This window comes from Amycolatopsis sp. Hca4 (genome assembly GCF_013364075.1).
Taxonomy (GTDB): Bacteria; Actinomycetota; Actinomycetes; order Mycobacteriales; family Pseudonocardiaceae; genus Amycolatopsis.
In genome coordinates, this window is the sequence record NZ_CP054925.1 from 540,161 (window position 1) to 559,129 (window position 18,969).

Annotated in this window: 15 protein-coding genes and 1 pseudogene; 8 read left to right on the forward strand and 8 right to left on the reverse strand. The window is 71.8% G+C overall.

The genetic code is table 11. The annotated features are described in order from the left end of the window. Nucleotides 1–151 precede the first annotated feature (151 nt). Together HUT10_RS02120 and HUT10_RS02125 are read right to left on the reverse strand one after the other, a co-directional pair. Nucleotides 152–2,035, reverse strand: a complete 1,884-nt coding sequence (locus HUT10_RS02120; protein ID WP_176169612.1) for an ABC transporter ATP-binding protein — start codon at nucleotides 2,033–2,035, stop codon at nucleotides 152–154. Continuing rightward, complete coding sequence (locus HUT10_RS02125; RefSeq protein WP_254896622.1) at nucleotides 2,032–3,861, reverse strand: ABC transporter ATP-binding protein; 1,830 nt, start codon at nucleotides 3,859–3,861, stop codon at nucleotides 2,032–2,034. The genes HUT10_RS02120 and HUT10_RS02125 overlap by 4 nt, the downstream gene beginning before the upstream one ends. Nucleotides 3,862–4,006: 145 nt before the next feature. Here HUT10_RS02125 and HUT10_RS02130 point away from each other — a divergent pair, with 145 nt between their 5' ends. Together HUT10_RS02130 and HUT10_RS02135 are read left to right on the forward strand one after the other, a co-directional pair. Further along, nucleotides 4,007–5,203 (forward strand): cytochrome P450, encoded by a 1,197-nt coding sequence (locus HUT10_RS02130; protein WP_176169613.1) that lies wholly within the window; start codon nucleotides 4,007–4,009, stop codon nucleotides 5,201–5,203. Between the two features lie 3 nt (nucleotides 5,204–5,206). Then, the gene (locus HUT10_RS02135; RefSeq protein WP_176169614.1) at nucleotides 5,207–6,007 is read left to right on the forward strand and encodes a PIG-L deacetylase family protein; all 801 of its coding nucleotides are present in this window, start codon (nucleotides 5,207–5,209) and stop codon (nucleotides 6,005–6,007) included. 73 nt (nucleotides 6,008–6,080) lie between these two features. Here the strand turns inward: HUT10_RS02135 and HUT10_RS02140 are convergent, their stop codons facing one another. After that, nucleotides 6,081–7,271, reverse strand: coding sequence for a macrolide family glycosyltransferase (locus HUT10_RS02140; RefSeq protein ID WP_176169615.1), 1,191 nt, complete (start codon nucleotides 7,269–7,271; stop codon nucleotides 6,081–6,083). 206 nt (nucleotides 7,272–7,477) lie between these two features. On the opposite strand from HUT10_RS02140, the gene HUT10_RS02145 reads away from it, so the two are divergent. Beyond that, the gene (locus HUT10_RS02145; protein ID WP_176169616.1) at nucleotides 7,478–8,257 is read left to right on the forward strand and encodes a DeoR/GlpR family DNA-binding transcription regulator; all 780 of its coding nucleotides are present in this window, start codon (nucleotides 7,478–7,480) and stop codon (nucleotides 8,255–8,257) included. A gap of 118 nt (nucleotides 8,258–8,375) precedes the next feature. On the opposite strand, the gene HUT10_RS02150 is transcribed toward HUT10_RS02145, so the two are convergent. Both HUT10_RS02150 and HUT10_RS02155 read right to left on the reverse strand, forming a co-directional pair. Beyond that, entirely contained in the window at nucleotides 8,376–9,137 is a 762-nt protein-coding gene (locus HUT10_RS02150; protein ID WP_176169617.1) for a DeoR/GlpR family DNA-binding transcription regulator, read from the reverse strand. Between the two features lie 504 nt (nucleotides 9,138–9,641). Continuing rightward, nucleotides 9,642–11,028 (reverse strand): annotated as a pseudogene (locus HUT10_RS02155) (KamA family radical SAM protein). A gap of 119 nt (nucleotides 11,029–11,147) precedes the next feature. On the opposite strand from HUT10_RS02155, the gene HUT10_RS02160 reads away from it, so the two are divergent. From HUT10_RS02160 to HUT10_RS02175, 4 genes are read left to right on the forward strand one after another with little or no spacing between them, the layout of a single operon-like run. Then, nucleotides 11,148–12,743, forward strand: coding sequence for an amidohydrolase (locus HUT10_RS02160; protein ID WP_176169618.1), 1,596 nt, complete (start codon nucleotides 11,148–11,150; stop codon nucleotides 12,741–12,743). Nucleotides 12,744–12,754: 11 nt separating this feature from the next. Beyond that, nucleotides 12,755–14,368 (forward strand): apolipoprotein N-acyltransferase, encoded by a 1,614-nt coding sequence (gene lnt / locus HUT10_RS02165; protein WP_176169619.1) that lies wholly within the window; start codon nucleotides 12,755–12,757, stop codon nucleotides 14,366–14,368. 26 nt (nucleotides 14,369–14,394) lie between these two features. Then, complete coding sequence (locus HUT10_RS02170) at nucleotides 14,395–15,162, forward strand: polyprenol monophosphomannose synthase (RefSeq protein ID WP_176169620.1); 768 nt, start codon at nucleotides 14,395–14,397, stop codon at nucleotides 15,160–15,162. 26 nt (nucleotides 15,163–15,188) lie between these two features. Continuing rightward, on the forward strand, nucleotides 15,189–15,992 hold the full coding sequence (locus HUT10_RS02175; RefSeq protein WP_176177630.1) for a PIG-L deacetylase family protein: 804 nt from the start codon (nucleotides 15,189–15,191) through the stop codon (nucleotides 15,990–15,992). On the opposite strand, the gene HUT10_RS02180 is transcribed toward HUT10_RS02175, so the two are convergent. Beyond that, nucleotides 15,925–16,674 carry a DeoR/GlpR family DNA-binding transcription regulator gene (locus tag HUT10_RS02180; RefSeq protein ID WP_176169621.1) on the reverse strand — a complete coding sequence of 250 codons (750 nt, stop codon included), beginning with the start codon at nucleotides 16,672–16,674 and terminating at the stop codon, nucleotides 15,925–15,927. The two genes, HUT10_RS02175 and HUT10_RS02180, sit on opposite strands and share 68 nt — an antisense overlap. Nucleotides 16,675–16,722: 48 nt before the next feature. On the opposite strand from HUT10_RS02180, the gene HUT10_RS02185 reads away from it, so the two are divergent. After that, the gene (locus HUT10_RS02185; RefSeq protein ID WP_176169622.1) at nucleotides 16,723–17,331 is read left to right on the forward strand and encodes an NUDIX domain-containing protein; all 609 of its coding nucleotides are present in this window, start codon (nucleotides 16,723–16,725) and stop codon (nucleotides 17,329–17,331) included. 294 nt (nucleotides 17,332–17,625) lie between these two features. Here the strand turns inward: HUT10_RS02185 and HUT10_RS02190 are convergent, their stop codons facing one another. Beyond that, complete coding sequence (locus HUT10_RS02190) at nucleotides 17,626–17,973, reverse strand: RNA polymerase-binding protein RbpA (protein ID WP_003081521.1); 348 nt, start codon at nucleotides 17,971–17,973, stop codon at nucleotides 17,626–17,628. A gap of 227 nt (nucleotides 17,974–18,200) precedes the next feature. Further along, complete coding sequence (locus tag HUT10_RS02195; RefSeq protein WP_176169623.1) at nucleotides 18,201–18,959, reverse strand: thymidine kinase; 759 nt, start codon at nucleotides 18,957–18,959, stop codon at nucleotides 18,201–18,203. Nucleotides 18,960–18,969: the final 10 nt, after the last annotated feature.

Consider the following 18,969-nt stretch of genomic DNA (forward strand, 5'->3'; position numbering starts at 1 on the left):
TTCGGTCGCGGCGCCAAGCGGGCTCCAGCTGTCGCGCCCCGGGGCGGCGGCTGGTGGCTGTGATGGAGCCGGCCTTCCGCTCGCGGCAACGGCTACCGCACCTGCCGGCGGCAGACCGGAAAGGCCCGCCCGGGGCGGGCGACCGAGAGGGTCAGGAAGCCGCGACCGGACCGGCGAACTGGGCGGCGTGAAGGCGGGCGTAGGCGCCCTGGGCGGCCATCAGCTCGAGGTGCGTGCCGCGCTCGACGATGCGGCCCGCGTCCATCACCAGGATCAGGTCCGCGTGGCGGATCGTGGAGAGCCGGTGGGCGATCACGAAACCGGTGCGGTTCTCGCGCAGCGACTGCATCGCCCGCTGGATCAGCACCTCGCTGCGGGTGTCGACCGAACTGGTCGCCTCGTCGAGGATCAGGATCGCCGGGTCGGCCAGGAACGCGCGGGTGATGGCGATCAGCTGGCGTTCGCCCGCGCTGATCCCGCCGGTTTCGCCGAGGACCGTCTCGTAGCCGTCCGGCAGGGTGCTCACCAGGTGGTCGACCCGGGTCGCCTCGGCCGCGCGGCGGACGTCCGCCGGGGTGGCGTCCGGGTTGCCGTACCTGATGTTCTCCGCGACGGTGCCGTCGAAGAGCCACGTGTCCTGCAGCACCAGCGCGGTCTGCCGGCGCACGTCCTCGCGGGTCATCGTGGCGATGTCCACGCCGTCGAGCCGGATGCGGCCGCCGTCGGGCTCGTAGAAGCGCATCAGCAGGTTGCCCAGGGTCGTCTTGCCCGCTCCGGTCGGCCCGACGATCGCCACCGTCTGCCCGGGCAGGACGCTGAAGGACAGGTCGTCGATCAGCGGTGAGTCCGGTTCGTACCGGAAGCTCACGTGCTCGAAGTCGATCCGGCCGCGCACCCGGGCCGGTGGCCGCGAAGGACGCTCCACGGCGGCCAGTTCGTCCGCGTCCAGCAGCTCGAACACGCGCTTCGCGGAGGCGACGCCGGACTGCAGGTCGCCGGTGATGCTGCCGATCTGGGCGGCCTGCCCGCCGAAGTACGCCGTGTACTGGATGAACGCCTGCACGTCGCCGAGCGACAGCGCCCCGGCGGCCACGCGCAGCGCGCCGACCACCGCCACCAGGATGTACACCAGGTCGGTGACCAGGTTCGTGCTCGGCTCGATGACGCCGGACAGGGCGTTGGCCTTGCCGGTGGCCCGTCGCACGGCCTCGTTGTGCTCGTCGAAGACCCGCGCGGCCTGCTCCTGCCGGCCGAACACGGTGATCAGGGCGTGCCCGCTGTACATCTCCTCGATGTGCGCGTTCAGCGCACCGGTGGCGGTCCACTGCTCGACGAACTGCGGCTGGGCCTTCTTGCCGATCCGGGCCGCGACCACCCCCGCCATCGGCAGCACCACCAGCAGCACGCAGGCCAGCAGCGGCGAGATGGCGAACATGAGGATGAGCGAGCCAAGCGCGGACATCGTGGCGGTGACCAGCTTGCTCAGGGTGCGCTGCAACGTGTTCTGGATGTTGTCGATGTCGTTGGTGACCCGGCTGAGCAGCTCGCCGCGGGGGTGTTCGTCGAAGTATCGCAGCGGCAGCCGGGACAGCTTGGCCATGACGTCCCCGCGCAGCCGCAGCACCACCTTCTGCACCACGGTGGCGGCCAGCCGCTCCTGCAGCAGGGAAAAGACGGTGCCCGCGAAGTAGAGCGCCGCGACCGCCGCCAGCAGCAGGCCGATCTTCCGGAAGTCGATGCCCTCGCCCGGCACGACGTCGGCCGCGCCGAGCCCGGTGGCCAGGGCGTCCTTGCCTTCGGCGTGCAGCCGGGCCACGGCCTCGTCCCGGCTCGGGCCGGGCTCCAGCCGGGCGCTGATCAGGCCGCCGAAGATCAGGTTGGTCGCCTTGCCCAGCAGCAACGGTCCGAACACGTTCATCAGGATGGACACGGTTCCGGCGCCAAGGACCAGAGCTGCCTGGCCGCGGTACGGCTTGAGCAACCCGAACAACCGGCGGGTCGTTCCCCGGGGGCCGCCTGCCTCGCCGCCGCTCACACCGCCTCCTGCTTCAGCTCCCGCGCCGGCTCGCCGCTTGGCTGCGAGCCGGCGATCTCCCGGTAGACCTCGTTGTCGCGCAACAGTTCCCGATGGGTGCCGGAGCCGGCCACCCGGCCCTGGTCCAGCACGACGACGGTGTCCGCGTCCTCGACCAGGCGCACCTCCTGCGCCACGGTGACCACGGCCGATCCCGCCGTCTCGACGGCGAGCGCCGCCCGCAACCGGGCGCGGGTCGCGTAGTCCAGCGCGGAAAAGCAGTCGTCGAACAGGTAGATTGCCGGTCGCCGCAGCAGGGTGCGCGCGATCGCCAGCCGCTGCCGCTGGCCCCCGGAGACCGTGCTGCCGCCCGGCCCGATCGGCGCGGCCAGCCGGCCCGGCATCTTCCGCACGAAGTCGGCGGCCTGCGCGGTCTCCAGGGCGTGCCACAGCTGTGCGTCGGTCGCGTCCGGATCGCCGTAGCGCAGGTTCTCGGCCACCGTGCCGGTGAACAGGTACGGCGTCTGCGGCACCAGGCCGACCGTCGCGGCCAGCCGATCGGGGGCGAGCTGCCGGACGTCGACGCCGTCGATCGTCACCGAGCCGGCGGTCACGTCGGCCAGCCGCAGCACCAGGTTCAGCAGGGTGGTCTTGCCGCTGCCGGTGCTGCCGACCAGGGCCGTGGTGCGGCCGGGCTCGGCCGAAAGGCTCACGCCGGAGAGGAACGCCTCCTGGGCGCCGGGGTGGCGGTACTCCACCTCGCGCAGCTCCAGGTGGCCGCGGCGGCTCGGGGGAGTGACCGGCCGCGCGGGTGCGGTCAGCTCGGGCTCGGTGGCCAGCACCTCGTGGACGCGCCGCGCCGACACCCGCGCGCGCGGCACGGTCAGCAGTACGTACAACGCGATGACCAGCGCCGTCAGCATCTGCACCTGGTAGCCGAGGAACGCGCTGAGCGCGCCGACCGGCATCCCGCCGCCGGCGATCCGCCTGCCGCCGAACCACACCAGCGCGATCGAGAACACGTTGCTGATCAGCACCACGACCGGGAACAGCGTGGCGCCGAGCCGCCCGGCGCGCACCGAGGCCGTGAACATGCCGCGGTTGGCCTCGCCGAAGCGCTGCTTCTCGTGGTCGTCCCGGACGAACGCGCGGATCACCCGCACCCCGGAGATCTGTTCGCGCAGGATCCGGTTGAGCCGGTCCAGCGAGGCCTGGATCCGTTCGTACAGCGGGCTCAGCCGGGCCAGCATGACCAGCACCACGAGCGCGGTGACCGGGATCGTCAGCACGGTCAGCACCGACAACGGCGGATCCTGCCGCACGGCCATGACGAGGCTGGTGACGCAGATGATGGGCGCGGTCAGCAGCGAGGTCAGGGTGGAGATCACCAGCGTCTGCAGCTGCTGCACGTCGTTGAGCGTGCGGTTGGTCAGCGAGGGCGTGCCGAACCGCGCCACCTGGTACGGGGAAAACGCCTGTACCTTCCGGAAAACGAGGGAGCGCAGGTCGCGGCCGACGTCGGCGGCGGTGTGCGCGGCCATCAGCTCGGCGACGATCGCGGTGGCCAGCTGGGCCAGCGAAACGGCGATCATGATGGCGCCCAGCCGCAGGATCGCCCCGGTGTCGCCGGCGACGATGCCCTGGTTCACGATGGCGGCGTTCAGCGTCGGCAGCAGCAGCATGCCGACGGTTTGCGCGAACTGGAGCCCGGCCTGGACCAGGATGCGGCCGCGGTAGGGACGCAGCCGGTCGCGCAGCAGCGCCCGCAGGACCGGTGGTGCTTTCCGGCGCGGGCGAACTCCGCGCTCGTCTCCATGCTCGCCGGCCGCCTCCGCGTTCTGCGCCATACCGACGGACCCTACGGAGCGGCCGGTAGGGAAGGTCCTAGAGGAAATCCCCGCGGTGGCCGGGGAATCTAGGGAATTCCGGGCGGGCGGCCGATGACACTCGGCACCGGGTGCGCCCCGCACGAACCTCGGAGAGGAACCGGCCATGACGACATCCGAAGAGCTGCCGACGCTCGCGTCGCTGCGTTCGCCCGTGTTGGGCGACAACCCGTACCTGCGCAAGCTGCAGGCGGAGCGGCCGATCTGGCGGGTGCGCACCGACACGGGTGACGAAGGCTGGCTGGTGGTGGGCTACCCGGAGATCAAGGAGCTGATGCTCGACAAGCGCATCGGCCGCACGCACCCGAAGCCCGCCGAGGCCGCGCAGCTGGCCGACAACCCGATCTTCTCGATGATCGCCGGGGTGGCGGCCGGCCGGGACGAGCACGAGCTGCACGCCGCCTTCCGCGCCCTGCTGATCCCGCACTTCTCCCACAAGAAGATGCAGTCCCTCAAGCCGAGGGTGGAGGGCATCGTCCGCGGCATGGTGGACGAGCTGGCCGCGCTCACCCCGCCCGTCGACCTCCAGACCGCTTTTTCGCTCCCGGTTTCGCTGAAGGTGCTGTGCGAGCTGATGGGCGTGCCGCAGGACGAGCGCGACCGGCTGGGAGAGCTGCTCGACCACGTGCACGGGATCGGCGAACACGCCAACGCCGGCCAGGCCGAGTTCATCGGCTACCTGATGGGGCTGGCCGCCCGCAAGCGGGAGGATCCCGGCGACGACGTGATCTCCGGGATCTGCCAGGCCGGGCTGAAGGACTCCGACGTCACCAACATCGTCTGCATGCTGTTGTTCGCCGGGCACGAGAGCGTGGCAACGCACATCGGCAACGGCGTGGCCCGGCTGCTGACCCGGCCGGACCTGCTGGCCGAGGTGCGCTCGGACCCGTCGGCGATGGCCGGGGCCGTGGAGGAACTGCTGCGCACGGCCAACTTCGGCGGCGGGGCTCAGCCGCACTACGCGCACGAGGACATCGAAATCTCCGGCGTCACCATCCGGGCCGGGGACCTGGTGCTGCCGGACTTCGCCATCGCCAACTTCGACGAGCGCTCATTCGCCGACCCGGAGCGGATCGACTTCGGCCGCAAGCCCAACCAGCACCTCACCTTCGCCCACGGTGCCTGGCACTGCGTCGGGGCCCCGCTGGCCCGGCTGGAGCTCAACGCGGTGTTCACCGCCCTGCTGGCGAAGTTCCCCGACCTGACCTTGACCACCACGCTGGAGAAGCTGAACCGCGTCGACGGCGAAGACGGCACCGACCGGCTCGCGGCGTCCATCAGCGCGCTCCCCGTGGCGTGGTGAGCCATGGGTGAACTCCGGGGTGTCGAGGCGCTGGCCGGGCGCACGCCCACCGTGCTGTCGGCCCACTACGACGACGGCGTCCTCTCGTGCGGCGGGCTGCTCGCGGCCTGCGCCGAGGCGGGCACGCCGGGCACGGTCGTCACGGTGTTCTCCGGGGCGCCCGAACCGCCGCTGTCGGACGCGGCCCGGGCGTTCCACCGGGCGTGCGGCCTCGGTGACGCCGACGCCATCGCGACCCGGGAGGCGGAGGACGACCGCGCGATGACCGCGGTGGGGGCCGCTCCCGTCCGCCTGGGCGTGCCGGACGCGCTGTACCGCAAGGACCACGCGGGCCACCCGAGGTACCCGCAGGAGGAGGGGATGTCCCGGGCCGCGCTGGCGGCGGAGACCGAGCTGATCGGGAGGCTGGCGGCCGTCCTGGCCGCCGAGCCGTCGGTGCGCGACGCCGAGCTGGTCCTGGCCCCGCTGGCCATCGGCAACCACATCGACCACCGGATCACCCGCGCCGCGGCCCGATTGCTCGACCGCGACCCCGACACCGTCTGGTGGTACGAGGACGCGCCCTATGTGATCTTCCCGAAAGACCTGCTCGAGCCGTTCGACGAGTCCCACACCGACCCCCGGACCGTCCGGCTCACGCGGGGGCAGTGGCAGGCCAAGCTGCGGGGGATCGGCTGCTACGCCTCCCAGGCACCCATCCTCCTCGGTGGCCACGCCGAACTGCCGAAGTGGCTCACGATGTACGCCGAGTCGCTGGCGGACGGCGAGCCGGCCGAACGCTACTGGAGCCTCCCCGCCGCTTGACCCGGCGCGCACCTGGACGAATCAGTCGAAGCGGGCACGGCCGGGCGACCGGCCGTGCCCGCTTCCGCAGAGATCACGCTGTCTGGCTGAGCGCGGCCAGGTGGTGCTCGATCAGGTCGGCCGAACGCGTCGCGGCCGGCTCGGCGGAGCGGAGTTCGTTCCGGAAGGCGGCCACGGCGGCCCGGATCCGGTCGCTGGTGTGCACCGTCTCCACGGCCTCCCGCAGCCCCTGCGCCGTCAGCGTCTCCGGTTCCAGCAGCACGCCGAGGTCCTGGTCGGCGACCGTGCGGGCGGTGCGCAGCTCTTCTTGCTGCTGCGGCACGGTGACCAGCGGTACCCCGGCGGTCAGCGACTCCAGCACGGAGTTCATCCCGGCGTGGGAGACGAAGGCTTCGGCGTGCCGCAGCACGGACAGCTGCGGGAAGTACGGCCGCACCTCGGTGTTGGCCGGTACCGGGCCCAGCTCCGCCGGGTCCACGTGTTCCCCGATGGCCATCGCGACCTGCCAGCCGGTGTCGCCGAAGGCTTCGAAGCACTGCCGGAAGAACCCGGTCGTGTCGGCCAGGAAGCTGCCCATCGAGATGAACAGCAGCGGGCGGTCGCCGGTCTTGCGCCAGGCGCTGTCGTCGGCCCAGCCACCCAGGGCCGGGCCGACGAAGTGGAACCGTTCGTCGAAGGTGTCCGCGGCGGGCTGGAACGAGCGGGGCAGGAACACCAGGTTCAGCGGGGCGCAGCTCTCCCGCTCGTGCGGGGGCGTCAGGCCGAATTCCGCCGCGGTGCTCAGCTGGCTCCGGAAGATTTCGGTGAAGATCTCGATGGCCCGGGGGTCGGACATGTCCGTGCCGGCGGCCAGCAGTTCGTCGAGCGAGAAGTGGGCGTTGCTGGCGTAGGTCGGGTTGAGGGCGACGCAGGGCACGTCGAACCGTTCGGCCACCATGGTCGCCGACACCGCCTGGGCGTCGTAGCACAGCACATCCGGCCGGTCGTTCTCGAACAACTCGTTGAGCAGCCGCCCGCTGACCTTGGTCATCGCCAGCAGCGCCTCCGCGGTCGCCACGGTGTGCCGGGCGCTGGGCGTGGCCGACCGTGGCGGCAGCGCCACCGGGATCGGCAGCAGGGCGGCTCCGGCCGCCTCGACGTCCGCGCGGAACTTGTCGTGGGCGGCGTAGGTGACCCGGTGGCCGCGGTTCCGCAGTTCACGGGCCAGCGGCAGCGTCGGGCGGAGGTGTCCGAGCGCGGGAACGGTGACGAACAGGACGTGCATGCGGGTGCTTCCCCTCGCGTTCGTGGTCGCGTCGAGCGGTACCGGGATTGTCCGCCGGGAGGGGGTAGGGGTTCCCCCAGTCCGGAGACAGTGGCCATCGGGCCCACCGGATCGGTACGCGCGTGCAGCCGTGCCGCCGCACGGGTTGTCCCCGCCGGTTTTTGACTTACGATCACGCAGGTCTCAGCAACAACGGGGTGGTGAGAATGGACGGGGAACAACGTCGTCGGACGATCACGCGCTGGGTGAGCGAGTACGGTGGGCTCACCGTCCTGGAGTTCGCCGAGCGCCACGGCGTCAGTACCGAGGCCGTCTGGTCCGACCTGACGGCCTTGGAGCACGAGGGCACCCTGCGCCGGGTGCCCGACGGCGCGATCCCCGTCGTACCGGTGCGGCCGGGCGTGGGCACCCCGGACGCGCCCGACGAGTGGGGCGCGCTGTGCGAGATGCACGCGGAGAAGGAACGGATCGCCCGGGCCGCGGTCGGCGAGGTGCCCGCGGGCGGTTCGATCCTGCTGGACGCCGGGAGCACGGTGGCGCAACTGGTCGGGCTCCTGCCCGCCGACCACGACCTGACCATCGTCACGCAGTCGGTGGCCGTGGCCGTGGCGTTGAGCGAGCGCCCGGACCTGAACCTGATGCTGGTCGGCGGCCGGGTCCGCGGCGGCTCGCTGGCCCTGGTGGACAGCTGGGCGCTGCGCACGCTGGCCGACACCTGCGTCGACGTCGCCTTCCTCAGCGCCGACGGGGTGTCCGTGCGGCACGGGATGACCGTGCGCAACGGGGCGGTGGCGATGGTGAAACGCGCGGCCATGGTGGCCGCGCGGCGGACCGTGCTGCTGGCCGACCACACCAAGCTCGACCAGGACCGGCTGGCCCGCTTCGGTGCGCTGGGCGAGGTCGACGTCCTGATCACCGACGACCACGCCGACCCGGAGTGCGTCGCCGCGATCGCCGCCGCCGGGCCCCGTGTGCTCGTGGTCTGAACGGGCCCGAGCCCGGCCGTCGAAAAGCGCGTGGCCGCGGATCGATGATTTCGACGATTTCGAGAACAATGGCAGCGCCGAACGGAGCAATGGCGGGAGCGAATGCGCCGGCGCCGAATCAGACCGCGATGACCCGGGGGCCGGCGGCGGCGATGTCCGAACGCGCTTTCGGGTCGATCCCGTCATCGGTGATGAAGGTGTCGATGTCCGACAGGTCGGCGAACCGCGTCAGGAACACGTTGTCCACCTTGGAGTGGTCGGCGAGCAGGACGCGGCGGCGGGCGCAGTCGATCGAGGCCCGTTTCACCAGCGCCTCGTCGAGGTCCGGGGTGGTCAGCCCGCGCTCGGCGGAAACGCCGTTGGTGGCGATGAACGCGACTTCCACGAACGTGTCCCGCAAGGCCCGCAGAGCCCAGTCGTCCACGGTGGCCAGTGTGGTGCTGCGCAGCCGGCCGCCGACCAGCACCACCTGCAGGTTGGGCCGCGCGTGCAGCGACAGCGCCACGTTCACCGAGTTCGTCACCACGGTCAGTTCCCGGTCCGCCGGGAGTTCCGCGGCCAGGCGTTCGGTCGTGGTGCCGGCGTCGATGAGGATCGTGCCCACTTCGGGCAGTTCACCCAGTGCGGCGCGCGCGATCCGCGTCTTCTCCGCCGTCATCACGGCCCGGCGCGCGCCCACCGCGGGTTCGAAGGACAGCCGGTCCAGGGAGATCGCGCCGCCGTGCACGCGGCGGGCGTGGCCCAGCCGTTCCAGGGCGGTCAGGTCGCGGCGGATGGTTTCGGCGGTCACGGCGAATTCGGCCGCCAGCGGAACGACTTCCACCCGGCCGTGCACGCGCAGCCGTTCCACGATGATCCTTTGCCGCTCTTCCGCGTACAACGCCGTTTCCTCGTTCCCCTCGCGAGCGTGACGATGCCGCAGCTTAGGGGACCGGCGGCGGACGTCCCCGATTTCCCGGATAAACGCGGGAAAACATCGCTCCGGCGGCCGCGAGCCGCGGTTCGGTGGTGCGCCGGGACGCAATTGTCCGGTTGCCGCAGTTCGCCGCGGGGCCGGTGCGGCAATGTCTCGGGAATTCCCGGCTCGCCGCCCCGTAGGTTGCCAGTGCTCGCCGGCCGGATCGCGCGATGGGAGTGTCTTGGCCACCACCGTTACGGCCCGGCGCTCGGGCTGCCCGAGCCGGCCGGCCCGAACCGCGGCCACACCCTGGTGCCACCGCCGGATTCCGCAAGGGAATTCCTGGGGCAGATCGTGAACGGTCGCAACCGGTCCTCACCGGCGCCGACCAGCCCAAAATGCCCGAGACGGCCGAAGGGTGCTGCGAGGCCTCGACCAGGCCTCGCAGCACCCTTCGGCGCACCTCTTGGTCGGTGATGTGCCGCGTCAGTGGGTGCGGTTCGCCCACCAGGTCTGGCCGGCCTCGGGGAGGGTGGAGATCGGGTCGTAGTACGGGTACCGGCGCTGCAACGCCTCCGGGTCCTCCAGCTCGATCCCGGTCCGGTAGTTCTTGGTCCAGTACGAGATCCCCAGCTCCCGGTCGTACTCGGCCAGCTGGTGCACCCACCGCTTCCCCACGTAGGGCACGTCGCACACGATCCGCGGCGTCGCGTACCCCGGCAGGTACCCCATGATCGCGTGCTGCAGCTCCTGCGCCTCCCACACCGCCACGCGCCAGTGCTCCGCGTTGGGGATCATGTCGCACATGTAGAAGTAGTACGGCAGGATGTTCGCTTCCCCTTGCAGCGCAAAGCAAAGGTCCAGCAGCGCCGCCGGGGTCGCGTTGACGCCGCGCATCAGCACGCCCTGGTTGCGGACGTCCCGCACCCCCACGTTCAGCGCTGTCTGCGCGGCTTCCGCCACCAAGGGCGTCACCGACTGGGCGTGGTTGACGTGGGTGTGGATCGCCAGGTTGACCCCGCGCCGCTGGGCGGTGACCGCGACGCGCTCCAGCCCCTCGACCACCTTCGGCTGGAGCCAGTGCTGGGGCAGCGCCGCCAGTGCCTTCGTCGCCAGGCGGATGTCGCGGACGGTGTCGATGTCCATCAGGCGCATCAGGAACGACTCCAGCTGCGGCCACGGGACGTTGGCGACGTCGCCGCCGGAGACCACGACGTCGCGGACGCCCGGGGTCTTCTTCAGGTACGCGATCATCGCGTCCTGGCGGTCGACCGGCTTGAGCGTCAGCTTGTGCTTCTCCACCGTCTCCGTCGAGTTGCCGACCAGGTCCATGCGGGTGCAGTGGCCGCAGTACTGGGGGCAGGTCGAGATCATCTCGGCCAGCACCTTGGTCGGGTAGCGGTGGGTCAGGCCCTCCACCACCCACATCTCGGCCTCGTGCAGCGAGTCGCGCTCGGAGTGGGGGTGGCTCGGCCAGGTGGCGTCACGATCACTGCGCACCGGCAGCATGTAGCGGCGGATCGGGTCGGCGTAGAACGCCTCGGTCACCTTGGCCGGGTCGGTGCCGGCCGTGGGGCCATCGTGTTGAGCATCTGCGGGGCAGCAGCATCGACATCGTCGCCAGCTCGCGCTGGTCGGCGAGCAGGTCGTCGTAGAAGCGCTCCTCGAGCAGGTCGCCCATCAGCGCGCGCAGCTGCTTGACGTTGCGGACGCAGTGCACCCGCTGCCACTGCGCGTCACGCCACTCGGCCTCGGTCACGTCGTGCCAGCCAGGAAAGCGGCGCCAGTCGGGTTCCACCAGCTCGGCGCGGGCGTACTCGTAGGGCTGGTCGAAGGCGGCGGCAGGCGTCACAGGTTCCTGGATCGCAGTCACTTGTACTCCTAGTCGTCGGGAACGCGTTAAAATATCCTGTCATAACGCTGCCACAGAGTAAATCTTCCTGCCTGCTGGGGCGCCGTCCCCCACGTGGACGAAGGGGGCAGACTCAAGGTGTGACGGACGAACAGACGACGCTCCTGCTCGGCGGGCGCATCTACACCCCCGCCGGACCCGACACGACCGCGATGGCGGTCACCGGCGGCACCGTGGTCTGGGTCGGGCAGGACGCCCCGGCCCGCGCCCTGCACCCCGGCGCCCGGGTCGTCGACCTCCATGGCGCCTTCGTCGCCCCCGCCTTCGTCGACGCGCACGTCCACGCCACCGCCACCGGCCTGCACCTGACCGGCCTCGACCTCACCGGCGTCCGCAGCGCCGCCGACCTGCTGGCCCACGTCCGCACCGCCGTCGCGCCGGGCCAGGTCCTGCTCGCCCACGGCTGGGACGAGACCACCTGGACCGACCCCCGCCTGCCCAGCCGCGCGGAGCTCGACGACGCCGCCGGGGGCACGCCGGTCTACCTCAGCCGCGTCGACGTCCACTCCGCGCTGGTCTCCACCGCGCTGGTCGAGCTGGCCCCGGCCGCCCGCGACGCCGACGGCTGGTCACCCGAAGGCCCGCTCACCCGCGCCGCCCACCACGCCGTCCGCGCGGCCGTGCGCGCCGCCATCACCCCCGAGCAGCGCGAACGCGCCCAGCGAGCCTTCCTCGCCGAGGCCGCGAAGCAGGGCATCGTCAGCGTCCACGAATGCGCCGGCCCCGACATCTCCGGCCGCGACGACCTCGCCGCCCTCCTCGCCCTCGCCGGCCCCGGCACGCCCGAGGTCGTCGGCTACTGGGGCGAACTCGGCGCCGTCGAAACCGCCCGCGAGCTCGGCGCCCGCGGCCTGGCCGGCGACCTGTTCGCCGACGGCGCCCTCGGCTCCCACACCGCTGCCCTCACCGAGCCCTACGCCGACCACCCGGGCACCGGGACGCGCTACCTCGACGCCCACCGCATCGCCGGGCACCTGGCCGCCTGCACCGAAGCCGGGCTGCAAGCCGGCTTCCACGTCATCGGCGACGCCGCCGTCGCCGAGGTCGTCGAAGGCTTCCGGCTGGCCGAAAAGGAGGTCGGGCAGCGCGCCCTCGCCGCCCGCCACCACCGGCTCGAGCACCTGGAAATGGTCACCGCCGACCAGGCCAAGCAGCTGGCAGGCTGGGGCGTCGTCGCCTCGATGCAGCCGCAGTTCGACGCCCTCTGGGGCGGCCCGGAAGGCATGTACGCCGAACGCCTCGGCGCCGAACGCGCGGCCGGGCTCAACCCCTTCGCCACCCTCGCCGCCGAAGGCGTCTTGCTCGCCTTCGGCTCCGACGCCCCGGTCACACCGCTGGACCCGTGGGCGAGCGTCCGCGCCGCGGCCTACCACCGGACACCGGGCGCCGGCCTGTCGCCGCGGGCGGCGTTCACCGCCCACACCCGCGCCGGGCACCGCGCGGCCGGGGTCAACGACGGCGTCACCGGCAGCCTCGTCCCCGGCGCGCCGGCGCACTACGCGATCTGGGACGCCACCGACCTGGTCGTGGCCACCCCCGACAGCCGCGTGCAGCGGTGGTCCACCGACCCGCGCGCCGGCGTGCCGCCGCTGCCCAGGCTGGAACCGGACGCCGCCCTCCCGCAGTGCCTGCGCACGGTCCGCGCGGGTGCGGTCCTCCACGACACCATCACCTAGAGTTCTCGGCTGTGGCAGTCACCGTGGCGGACCCCGGACCGGGCACCCCGCACCAGCGCGCCCGCACGCGGCGGTTCCCCCCGGCCTGGCTGCTGCGCACCGCCGCGGCGTGCACGTCCGGATTCGCCTTCTACCTCAGCTTCGCGCCGCGTCCGCTGTGGTGGCTGGCGCCACTGGCGTTCGCCGGACTGGCGCTCGTGCTGCGCGGCCGCCGCTTCCGGGCCGGCTTCGGCTACGGCTTCGCGTTCGGGTTCGTCTTCTTCCTGCCGCTGCTGACCTGGCTGCTGGACTTCCTCGGCCCCGACTTCGGCCCGTGGCCGTGGCTGGGCCTGTCCTTCGCGCTGGCGCTCTACCACGGCCTGGCGGGCGGGCTGATCACGCTGGTGTCCCGGCTGCCGGCCGCGCCGCTGTGGGCCGCGCTGGTGTTCATCGCCCTGGAGACCCCGCGCGCGTGGTTCCCCTTCGGCGGCTTCCCGTGGGGCCGGGTCGCCTTCAGCCAGCCCGAAGGCGCGTTCCTGCCGCTCGCCTCGATCGGCGGCGCCCCGCTGGTCGGCCTGGCCGTCGTCCTCACCGGCTTCGCGCCGGCCGCTCTCGCCGCGCGGCTGTGGCGGGTGCGCAAGATCACCCGCCCGGCGGCCTTCGCCGCGCTCGGCACCCTGCTGCCCGTCGTCGCCGGTCTCGCGCTCTGGCCGGCGATCGGCACCGACGCCCAGGACGGCGAGCGCACCGTCGCCACCGTCCAGGGCAACGCCCCGGACATCGGGCTCGCCCTGCAGGGGGAGCGGACCGTGCTGCGCGACAACACCATCGCCGAAAGCCGGCGGCTGCTCGCGGACATCCGGGCCGGCAAGGTGCCCAAGCCGGACCTGCTCGTGTGGCCGGAGAGCGCGACCACCGTCACCGGCCCGGACCTGCAGGTCGACCAGCTGGTCGCCAACTTCGGCGTCCCCGCCCTGATCGGGGCGATCTACCGGCTGCCGGACGGGCACCTGCAGAACTCCGTCATCACCTGGGACCCCCGCACCGGGCCCGGCGCGCGCTACGCCAAGCAGCAGCTGGTGCCCTTCGGCGAATACGTCCCGGCCCGCAAGCTCGCCGAGCTGGTCACGCCGTTCCTCGACTCCGAAACCGTGGACATGGTCCCCGGCGACGGCACCAACCAGGCCATGGCCGCCGCGGGCACCAGGATCGGCGTGTTCGTCTGCTACGAAGCCGCGTTCGACTACCCGGCCCGCGACGCCGTGCGCGACGGCGCCGAGCTGCTCGTCGTGCCGACCAACAACGCCTGGTACGGCGAGAGCGAGATGAGCGTGCAGCAGCTGGCCATGTCCCGGCTGCGGGCGGTCGAGCACGGCCGGGCCGTCGTGGTGTCGGCGGTCTCCGGGGTGAGCGCCATCGTCGCCCCCGACGGGACCGTGACCAGCTCAACCGGCCTTTTCACGGCGGATTCGCTGGTCGGGCGCGTCCCGTTGCGGACGCAGACTACGCTGTCGGATCAATTGGGTGCGTGGACGGAGTACGGGCTGCTGGCTCTGGCGATCGCCGGGGTGGCCGGCGGGCTCGTACTCCGTTTTCGCACGCGGCGCAGCAGCGCCGGCACGGCAGCAGGGGAAGCGGCGGACTGACCGCCGCGGATATCGGAGGAGCACGGATGTCGCAGGCGCCGCGGGGGGCCCGGGAAATCGAGCCGGTGCTGGTGGTGATCCCGACCTACAACGAGCGGGAGAACCTCGGCCCGATCCTGGACCGCCTGCACAAGGCACTCCCGGACGTGCACGTGCTCGTGGTGGACGACGGCAGCCCCGACGGCACCGGCGAGCTCGCCGACGAGCGCGCGGCGGCCAACGACCACGTCCACGTGCTGCACCGCACCGAGAAGGCCGGCCTCGGCGCCGCCTACATCGCCGGGTTCCGCTGGGGCCTGGCGCGTGAGTACAACACGATCGTCGAGATGGACGCCGACGGCTCGCACGCCCCCGAAGACCTGCCCCGCCTGCTCGACGCGGTCGGCGACGCCGACCTGGCGATCGGCTCGCGGTACGTCCCGGGCGGCAGCGTCGTCAACTGGCCGGTCAAGCGCCAGGTCCTCTCCCGCGGCGCGAACCTCTACTCGCAGGTCGCGCTGGGCATGAAGGTCCGCGACATCACCGCCGGGTTCCGCGCCTACCGCCGCCCGGTGCTGGAGAAGCTGGCCCTGGACGAGGTCAACTCGCACGGCTACTGCTTCCAGATCGACCTGACCATCCGCACCGACGAGGCCGGCTTCGAGATCGTCGAGGTCCCGATCACCTTCACCGAGCGCGAGATCGGCGAGTCGAAGATGAACGGCTCGATCATCCAGGAGGCGTTCCTGCGGGTGGCGAAGTGGGGCCTGGAGCGCCGCTGGCACCAGCTGCGCAAGCTCCTCAAGCGCGCCTGACCCGGTTCCGGCCGTTCTGGGCCATGATGGGGCCGGTGACGACCATCGTGGCCTTCCACGCCCACGCCGACGACCCCGTCCTGCTCAGCGGCGGCACGCTGGCCCGCGCCGCGGCCGACGGGCACCGCGTGGTTGTCGTCGTGGCCACCGACGGCATCGCCGCCGAGCACCCGACGCCACGCTGGGCCGAACTGGAGGCGGCCGCGGCCATCCTCGGCGTGCACCGGGTCGTGCACCTGGGCTACGCCGACAGCGGCCACGGCCCCCAGCTCTTCGCCGACCCGCCGGGGCGGCAGCGCTTCGCCCGCGCGGACACCGAGGAAGCCGCGCACCGGCTCGCCGCCGTGCTGCACGAAGAGCGCGCCGACCTGCTGCTGGGCTACGACGGCAACGGCGGTTACGGGCACCGCGACCACGTGAAGGTGCACGAGGTGGCCCGCCGGGCGGCCCGGCTGACCGGAACGCGGCTGCTGGAGGCCACCCTGCCCCGCGACTTCGCGCTGCGGTTCGTGCGGGTGCTGCGGACGCTGCGGATCCCGTTCGACTACGACGCCGAAGCGCTCGGCCACGCCTACAGCCCGGCCTCGGCCATCACCCACCGGTTCGACGTGCGGCGCTTCGCCGCGCGCAAGCAGGCGGCGCTGGCCGCGCACGTGTCGGACGTCCGCGGCCGCGGACGGCTCTCGGCGGTGCTGCGGGTGCTCGTGTGGCTGCCGGCGCCGCTGTTCGGGCTGGTGGCCGGCCGGGAGTGGTTCACCGAGGTCACGCCGGCAGGATCGGCACACCCAGGTCTGCAAGTTCCTGCACGTTCTGGTCGTCGGCGTCGGTGACGATCCCGGCGACGTCGCCGAAGGGCAGCACGGTGAACCGGGACGCCGCCCCGAGCTTCTCGGCGCTGGCCAGCACGTAGGTGTCGGCCGCGCGCCGGGCCAGGGTGCGTTTCATGGCGGCTTCGTCGGCGTCACCCGTGGTCAGGCCGGCCTCGGGGTGGACGCCGGTGACGCCGAGCAGGAAGACGTCGGCGCTGATCGACCCGGCGGCCTCGGCGGCGGCCGCGCCGCAGGTCACCGCGGAGTGCCGGAACAGGCGCCCGCCGAGCAGGAACACCTCGATGCCGTGGTGGTCGAGCAGCGCGACGGCGACGGTCGGGCTGTGCGTGACGACGGTGGCTTCGAGGTTCTTCGGCAGGGCTTTCGCCACGGCGAGGGTGGTGGTGCCGCCGTCGAGGATGACCGTCGACCCGGGCCGGACCAGCGTGGCCGCGGCCTTGGCGACCCGGTCCTTGCCGTCGACGGCGATGGCCGTGCGGCTGGCGTAGTCGGCGACGGCGGGGGAGACGGGCAGCGCACCGCCGTAGACGCGCTGGCAGAGCCCGGCCGCGGCGAGGTCGCGCAGGTCGCGGCGGATGCTGTCCTCGGAGACGCCGAGTTCGGCCGCGACGTCCTTGGCCAGCACCTTGCCGTCGGCGGCGAGCCGGGCCAGCAGCAGTTCACGGCGTTCCCCGACCAGCATGCACGATCCTCCTTGTTGTTTCCGAGTCGTGCACATTATGGTCGCGGCATGACCTCTTCGACAAGCCTGTCCCGCAACCCGCGCGTCCGGGTCACCGACGTGGAGCTGCTGTCGTCGGCCTGGTACGTGCTCCGCCGCACGACGTTCGACTACCGGCACGCCGACGGCCGCTGGACGACCGAGCAGCGTGAAACCTACGACCGCGGCAACGGCGCCACGGTGCTGCTCTACGACCTCGCGGGCGGCACTGTCCTGCTGACCCGCCAGTTCCGCTACCCGGTCTACGTCAACGACCACCCGGACGGCATGTTCATCGAGACGGCAGCCGGCCTCCTGGACGCCGACGACCCGGAGACGGCGATCCGCCGCGAAGCCGAGGAGGAAACCGGCGTCCGCATCGGCGCGCTGGAGCACGTCTTCGACGTCTACACGAGCCCGGGCTCGGTCACCGAGCGCCTGCATTGCTACGCCGCGCCCTACGACCCCGCAGCCCGCGGCACCGGCGGCGGGCTGGCGGAGGAGGGGGAGGACATCGAGGTCCTCGAGCTCCCGTTCACCAAGGCACTGGAGATGATCGGAACCGGCGAGATCGCGGACGCCAAGACGATCATGCTCCTGCAGTGGGCCGCCCTCCACGGCCCCTTCCGCCCAGCCTGAGGTGTACCCGGACGGCCGGACGGCGTACCCAGAGGGTCGCCTTGCGTACCTGGACGGTCGGTTCGCGTACCGGAGGAGTCGGCTCACAGGGGTGACGGACCCCGACCCCCTGGGTACGCCATCCGACCCTCTGGGTACGCGAACCGACCGCCGGGGTACGCGGTCCGACCGTGCGGGTACGCCCTCCGGCCGTCCGGGTACAGGTGCGGGCATGCGAAAGGCCCCCGCGGGGGGAGGTCGCGGGGGCCTTTCCGTTGTGGTGAGAGCTTGGCTACAAGGCCGAGCCCTGGAGGGTCACGCCGACCGGGAGGTGCGGCGGCCCTTCAGCTCGGCGAGACGTTCGTTCAGCAGATCCTCGAGCTCAGGGATCGTGCGCCGCTCGAGCAGCATGTCCCAGTGGGTGCGCGGCGGCTTGACCTTCTTCTGCTCGGGCTGCCCGCCATCGACGATCTCCGATTCGCTGCCGTGCAGGCGGCACTCCCAGACCGTCGGGATCTCGGCGTCGTCGGAGAACGGCACCTCGAACTCGTGGTTCTTCGGGCAGGCGTAGCGCACGGTGCGGCGTGGGGCGAGGTCGTGGTTGCGGTCGGTCTCGTAGCTGACCGCTCCCAGCCGGCTTCCACGAAGAACACGGTCGGCCATGATGGGGGTCCTTTCAGTCAGCTCCGGGGTGGAGCCAGGGTGTTGCTCACCCTATGCAACGACCCACGGCCCCGGAGGATTCCCGGGCCACCATGTCGTTGCTCACGATGAGCTGCATCACCCGCCGGCATCAGCTTCCTCTAGTAGGAGGCATTTCGCGCTCCGGCGTGACGTCAATACGGCCTTCTTAGTGCTGATATCCCCCGGATGGGCTACTAGCGTCTCGGTCAGGTCAACCGTAACTGACCGTGATGAGCGGTAACCGGCCCCAAGTCACCCGATCGAAAGTGGCGGCGACACAATACCTGATAACGCACCGTAGCGAATTCGGCCTCAAAACGTGCTGAAGCTGAAGTTTCAACTACGGATTGTTCGGTATCTGCCACCACGACGGTATCGCCCTCCCGCACCACCTCGCCGTCCACCACCCGCGCGTTGAACCGCCCGGGCAGCCCGCACCAGCACAACACCTCCACCTGAACCGGCTGCAACTCGTCCGCCAGTTCGAACAGACGAGCGGCCCCCGGGAACAACCGGCTCCGGAAGTCCGTCGCGATCCCGAAGCAGTAGACGTCGATCTCCACCTCGTCGGCCAGCTCCGCCAGCTGGTCGACCTGACCGGGGGAGAGGAACTGCGCCTCGTCCACCACCACGTAGTCCACGTGCTGCCCCCGCGCCCACTCCTGCCGCACCAGCTCACGCACGTCGGTGTCCTCACCGACCTCCACCGCCTGCCGGGTCAACCCGATCCGGCTGGAGATCTGCGGCGCACCCGACCGGTCGTGGCGCACCAGCACCAGCCCCCGCCGGCCCTGCCGCGCGTGGTTGTGGTCGATCTGCAACGCCAGGGTCGACTTCCCGCAGTCCATCGGCCCGTAACAGAACTTCAGCTTGCCCACCGGCGGCGTCCCACGGCGCGAACCGGCCGCGGGAACCGAGGAGAGAGCGTCCGTGGGATCAGGGCCGGCGTCGTCGATCAAGGTCACGACGCCCGAC

Excerpts from the sequence above, each read along its gene's own strand:
- HUT10_RS02125 (WP_254896622.1), bottom strand. The coding sequence starts at position 3,861 with ATGGCGCAGAACGCGGAGGCGGCCGGCGAGCATGGAGACGAGCGCGGA.
- HUT10_RS02130 (WP_176169613.1), top strand. The coding sequence starts at position 4,007 with ATGACGACATCCGAAGAGCTGCCGACGCTCGCGTCGCTGCGTTCGCCC.
- HUT10_RS02135 (WP_176169614.1), top strand. The coding sequence starts at position 5,207 with ATGGGTGAACTCCGGGGTGTCGAGGCGCTGGCCGGGCGCACGCCCACC.
- HUT10_RS02140 (WP_176169615.1), bottom strand. The coding sequence starts at position 7,271 with ATGCACGTCCTGTTCGTCACCGTTCCCGCGCTCGGACACCTCCGCCCG.
- HUT10_RS02145 (WP_176169616.1), top strand. The coding sequence starts at position 7,478 with ATGGACGGGGAACAACGTCGTCGGACGATCACGCGCTGGGTGAGCGAG.
- HUT10_RS02170 (WP_176169620.1), top strand. The coding sequence starts at position 14,395 with ATGTCGCAGGCGCCGCGGGGGGCCCGGGAAATCGAGCCGGTGCTGGTG.
- HUT10_RS02175 (WP_176177630.1), top strand. The coding sequence starts at position 15,189 with ATGGGGCCGGTGACGACCATCGTGGCCTTCCACGCCCACGCCGACGAC.
- HUT10_RS02180 (WP_176169621.1), bottom strand. The coding sequence starts at position 16,674 with ATGCTGGTCGGGGAACGCCGTGAACTGCTGCTGGCCCGGCTCGCCGCC.
- HUT10_RS02185 (WP_176169622.1), top strand. The coding sequence starts at position 16,723 with ATGACCTCTTCGACAAGCCTGTCCCGCAACCCGCGCGTCCGGGTCACC.
- HUT10_RS02190 (WP_003081521.1), bottom strand. The coding sequence starts at position 17,973 with ATGGCCGACCGTGTTCTTCGTGGAAGCCGGCTGGGAGCGGTCAGCTAC.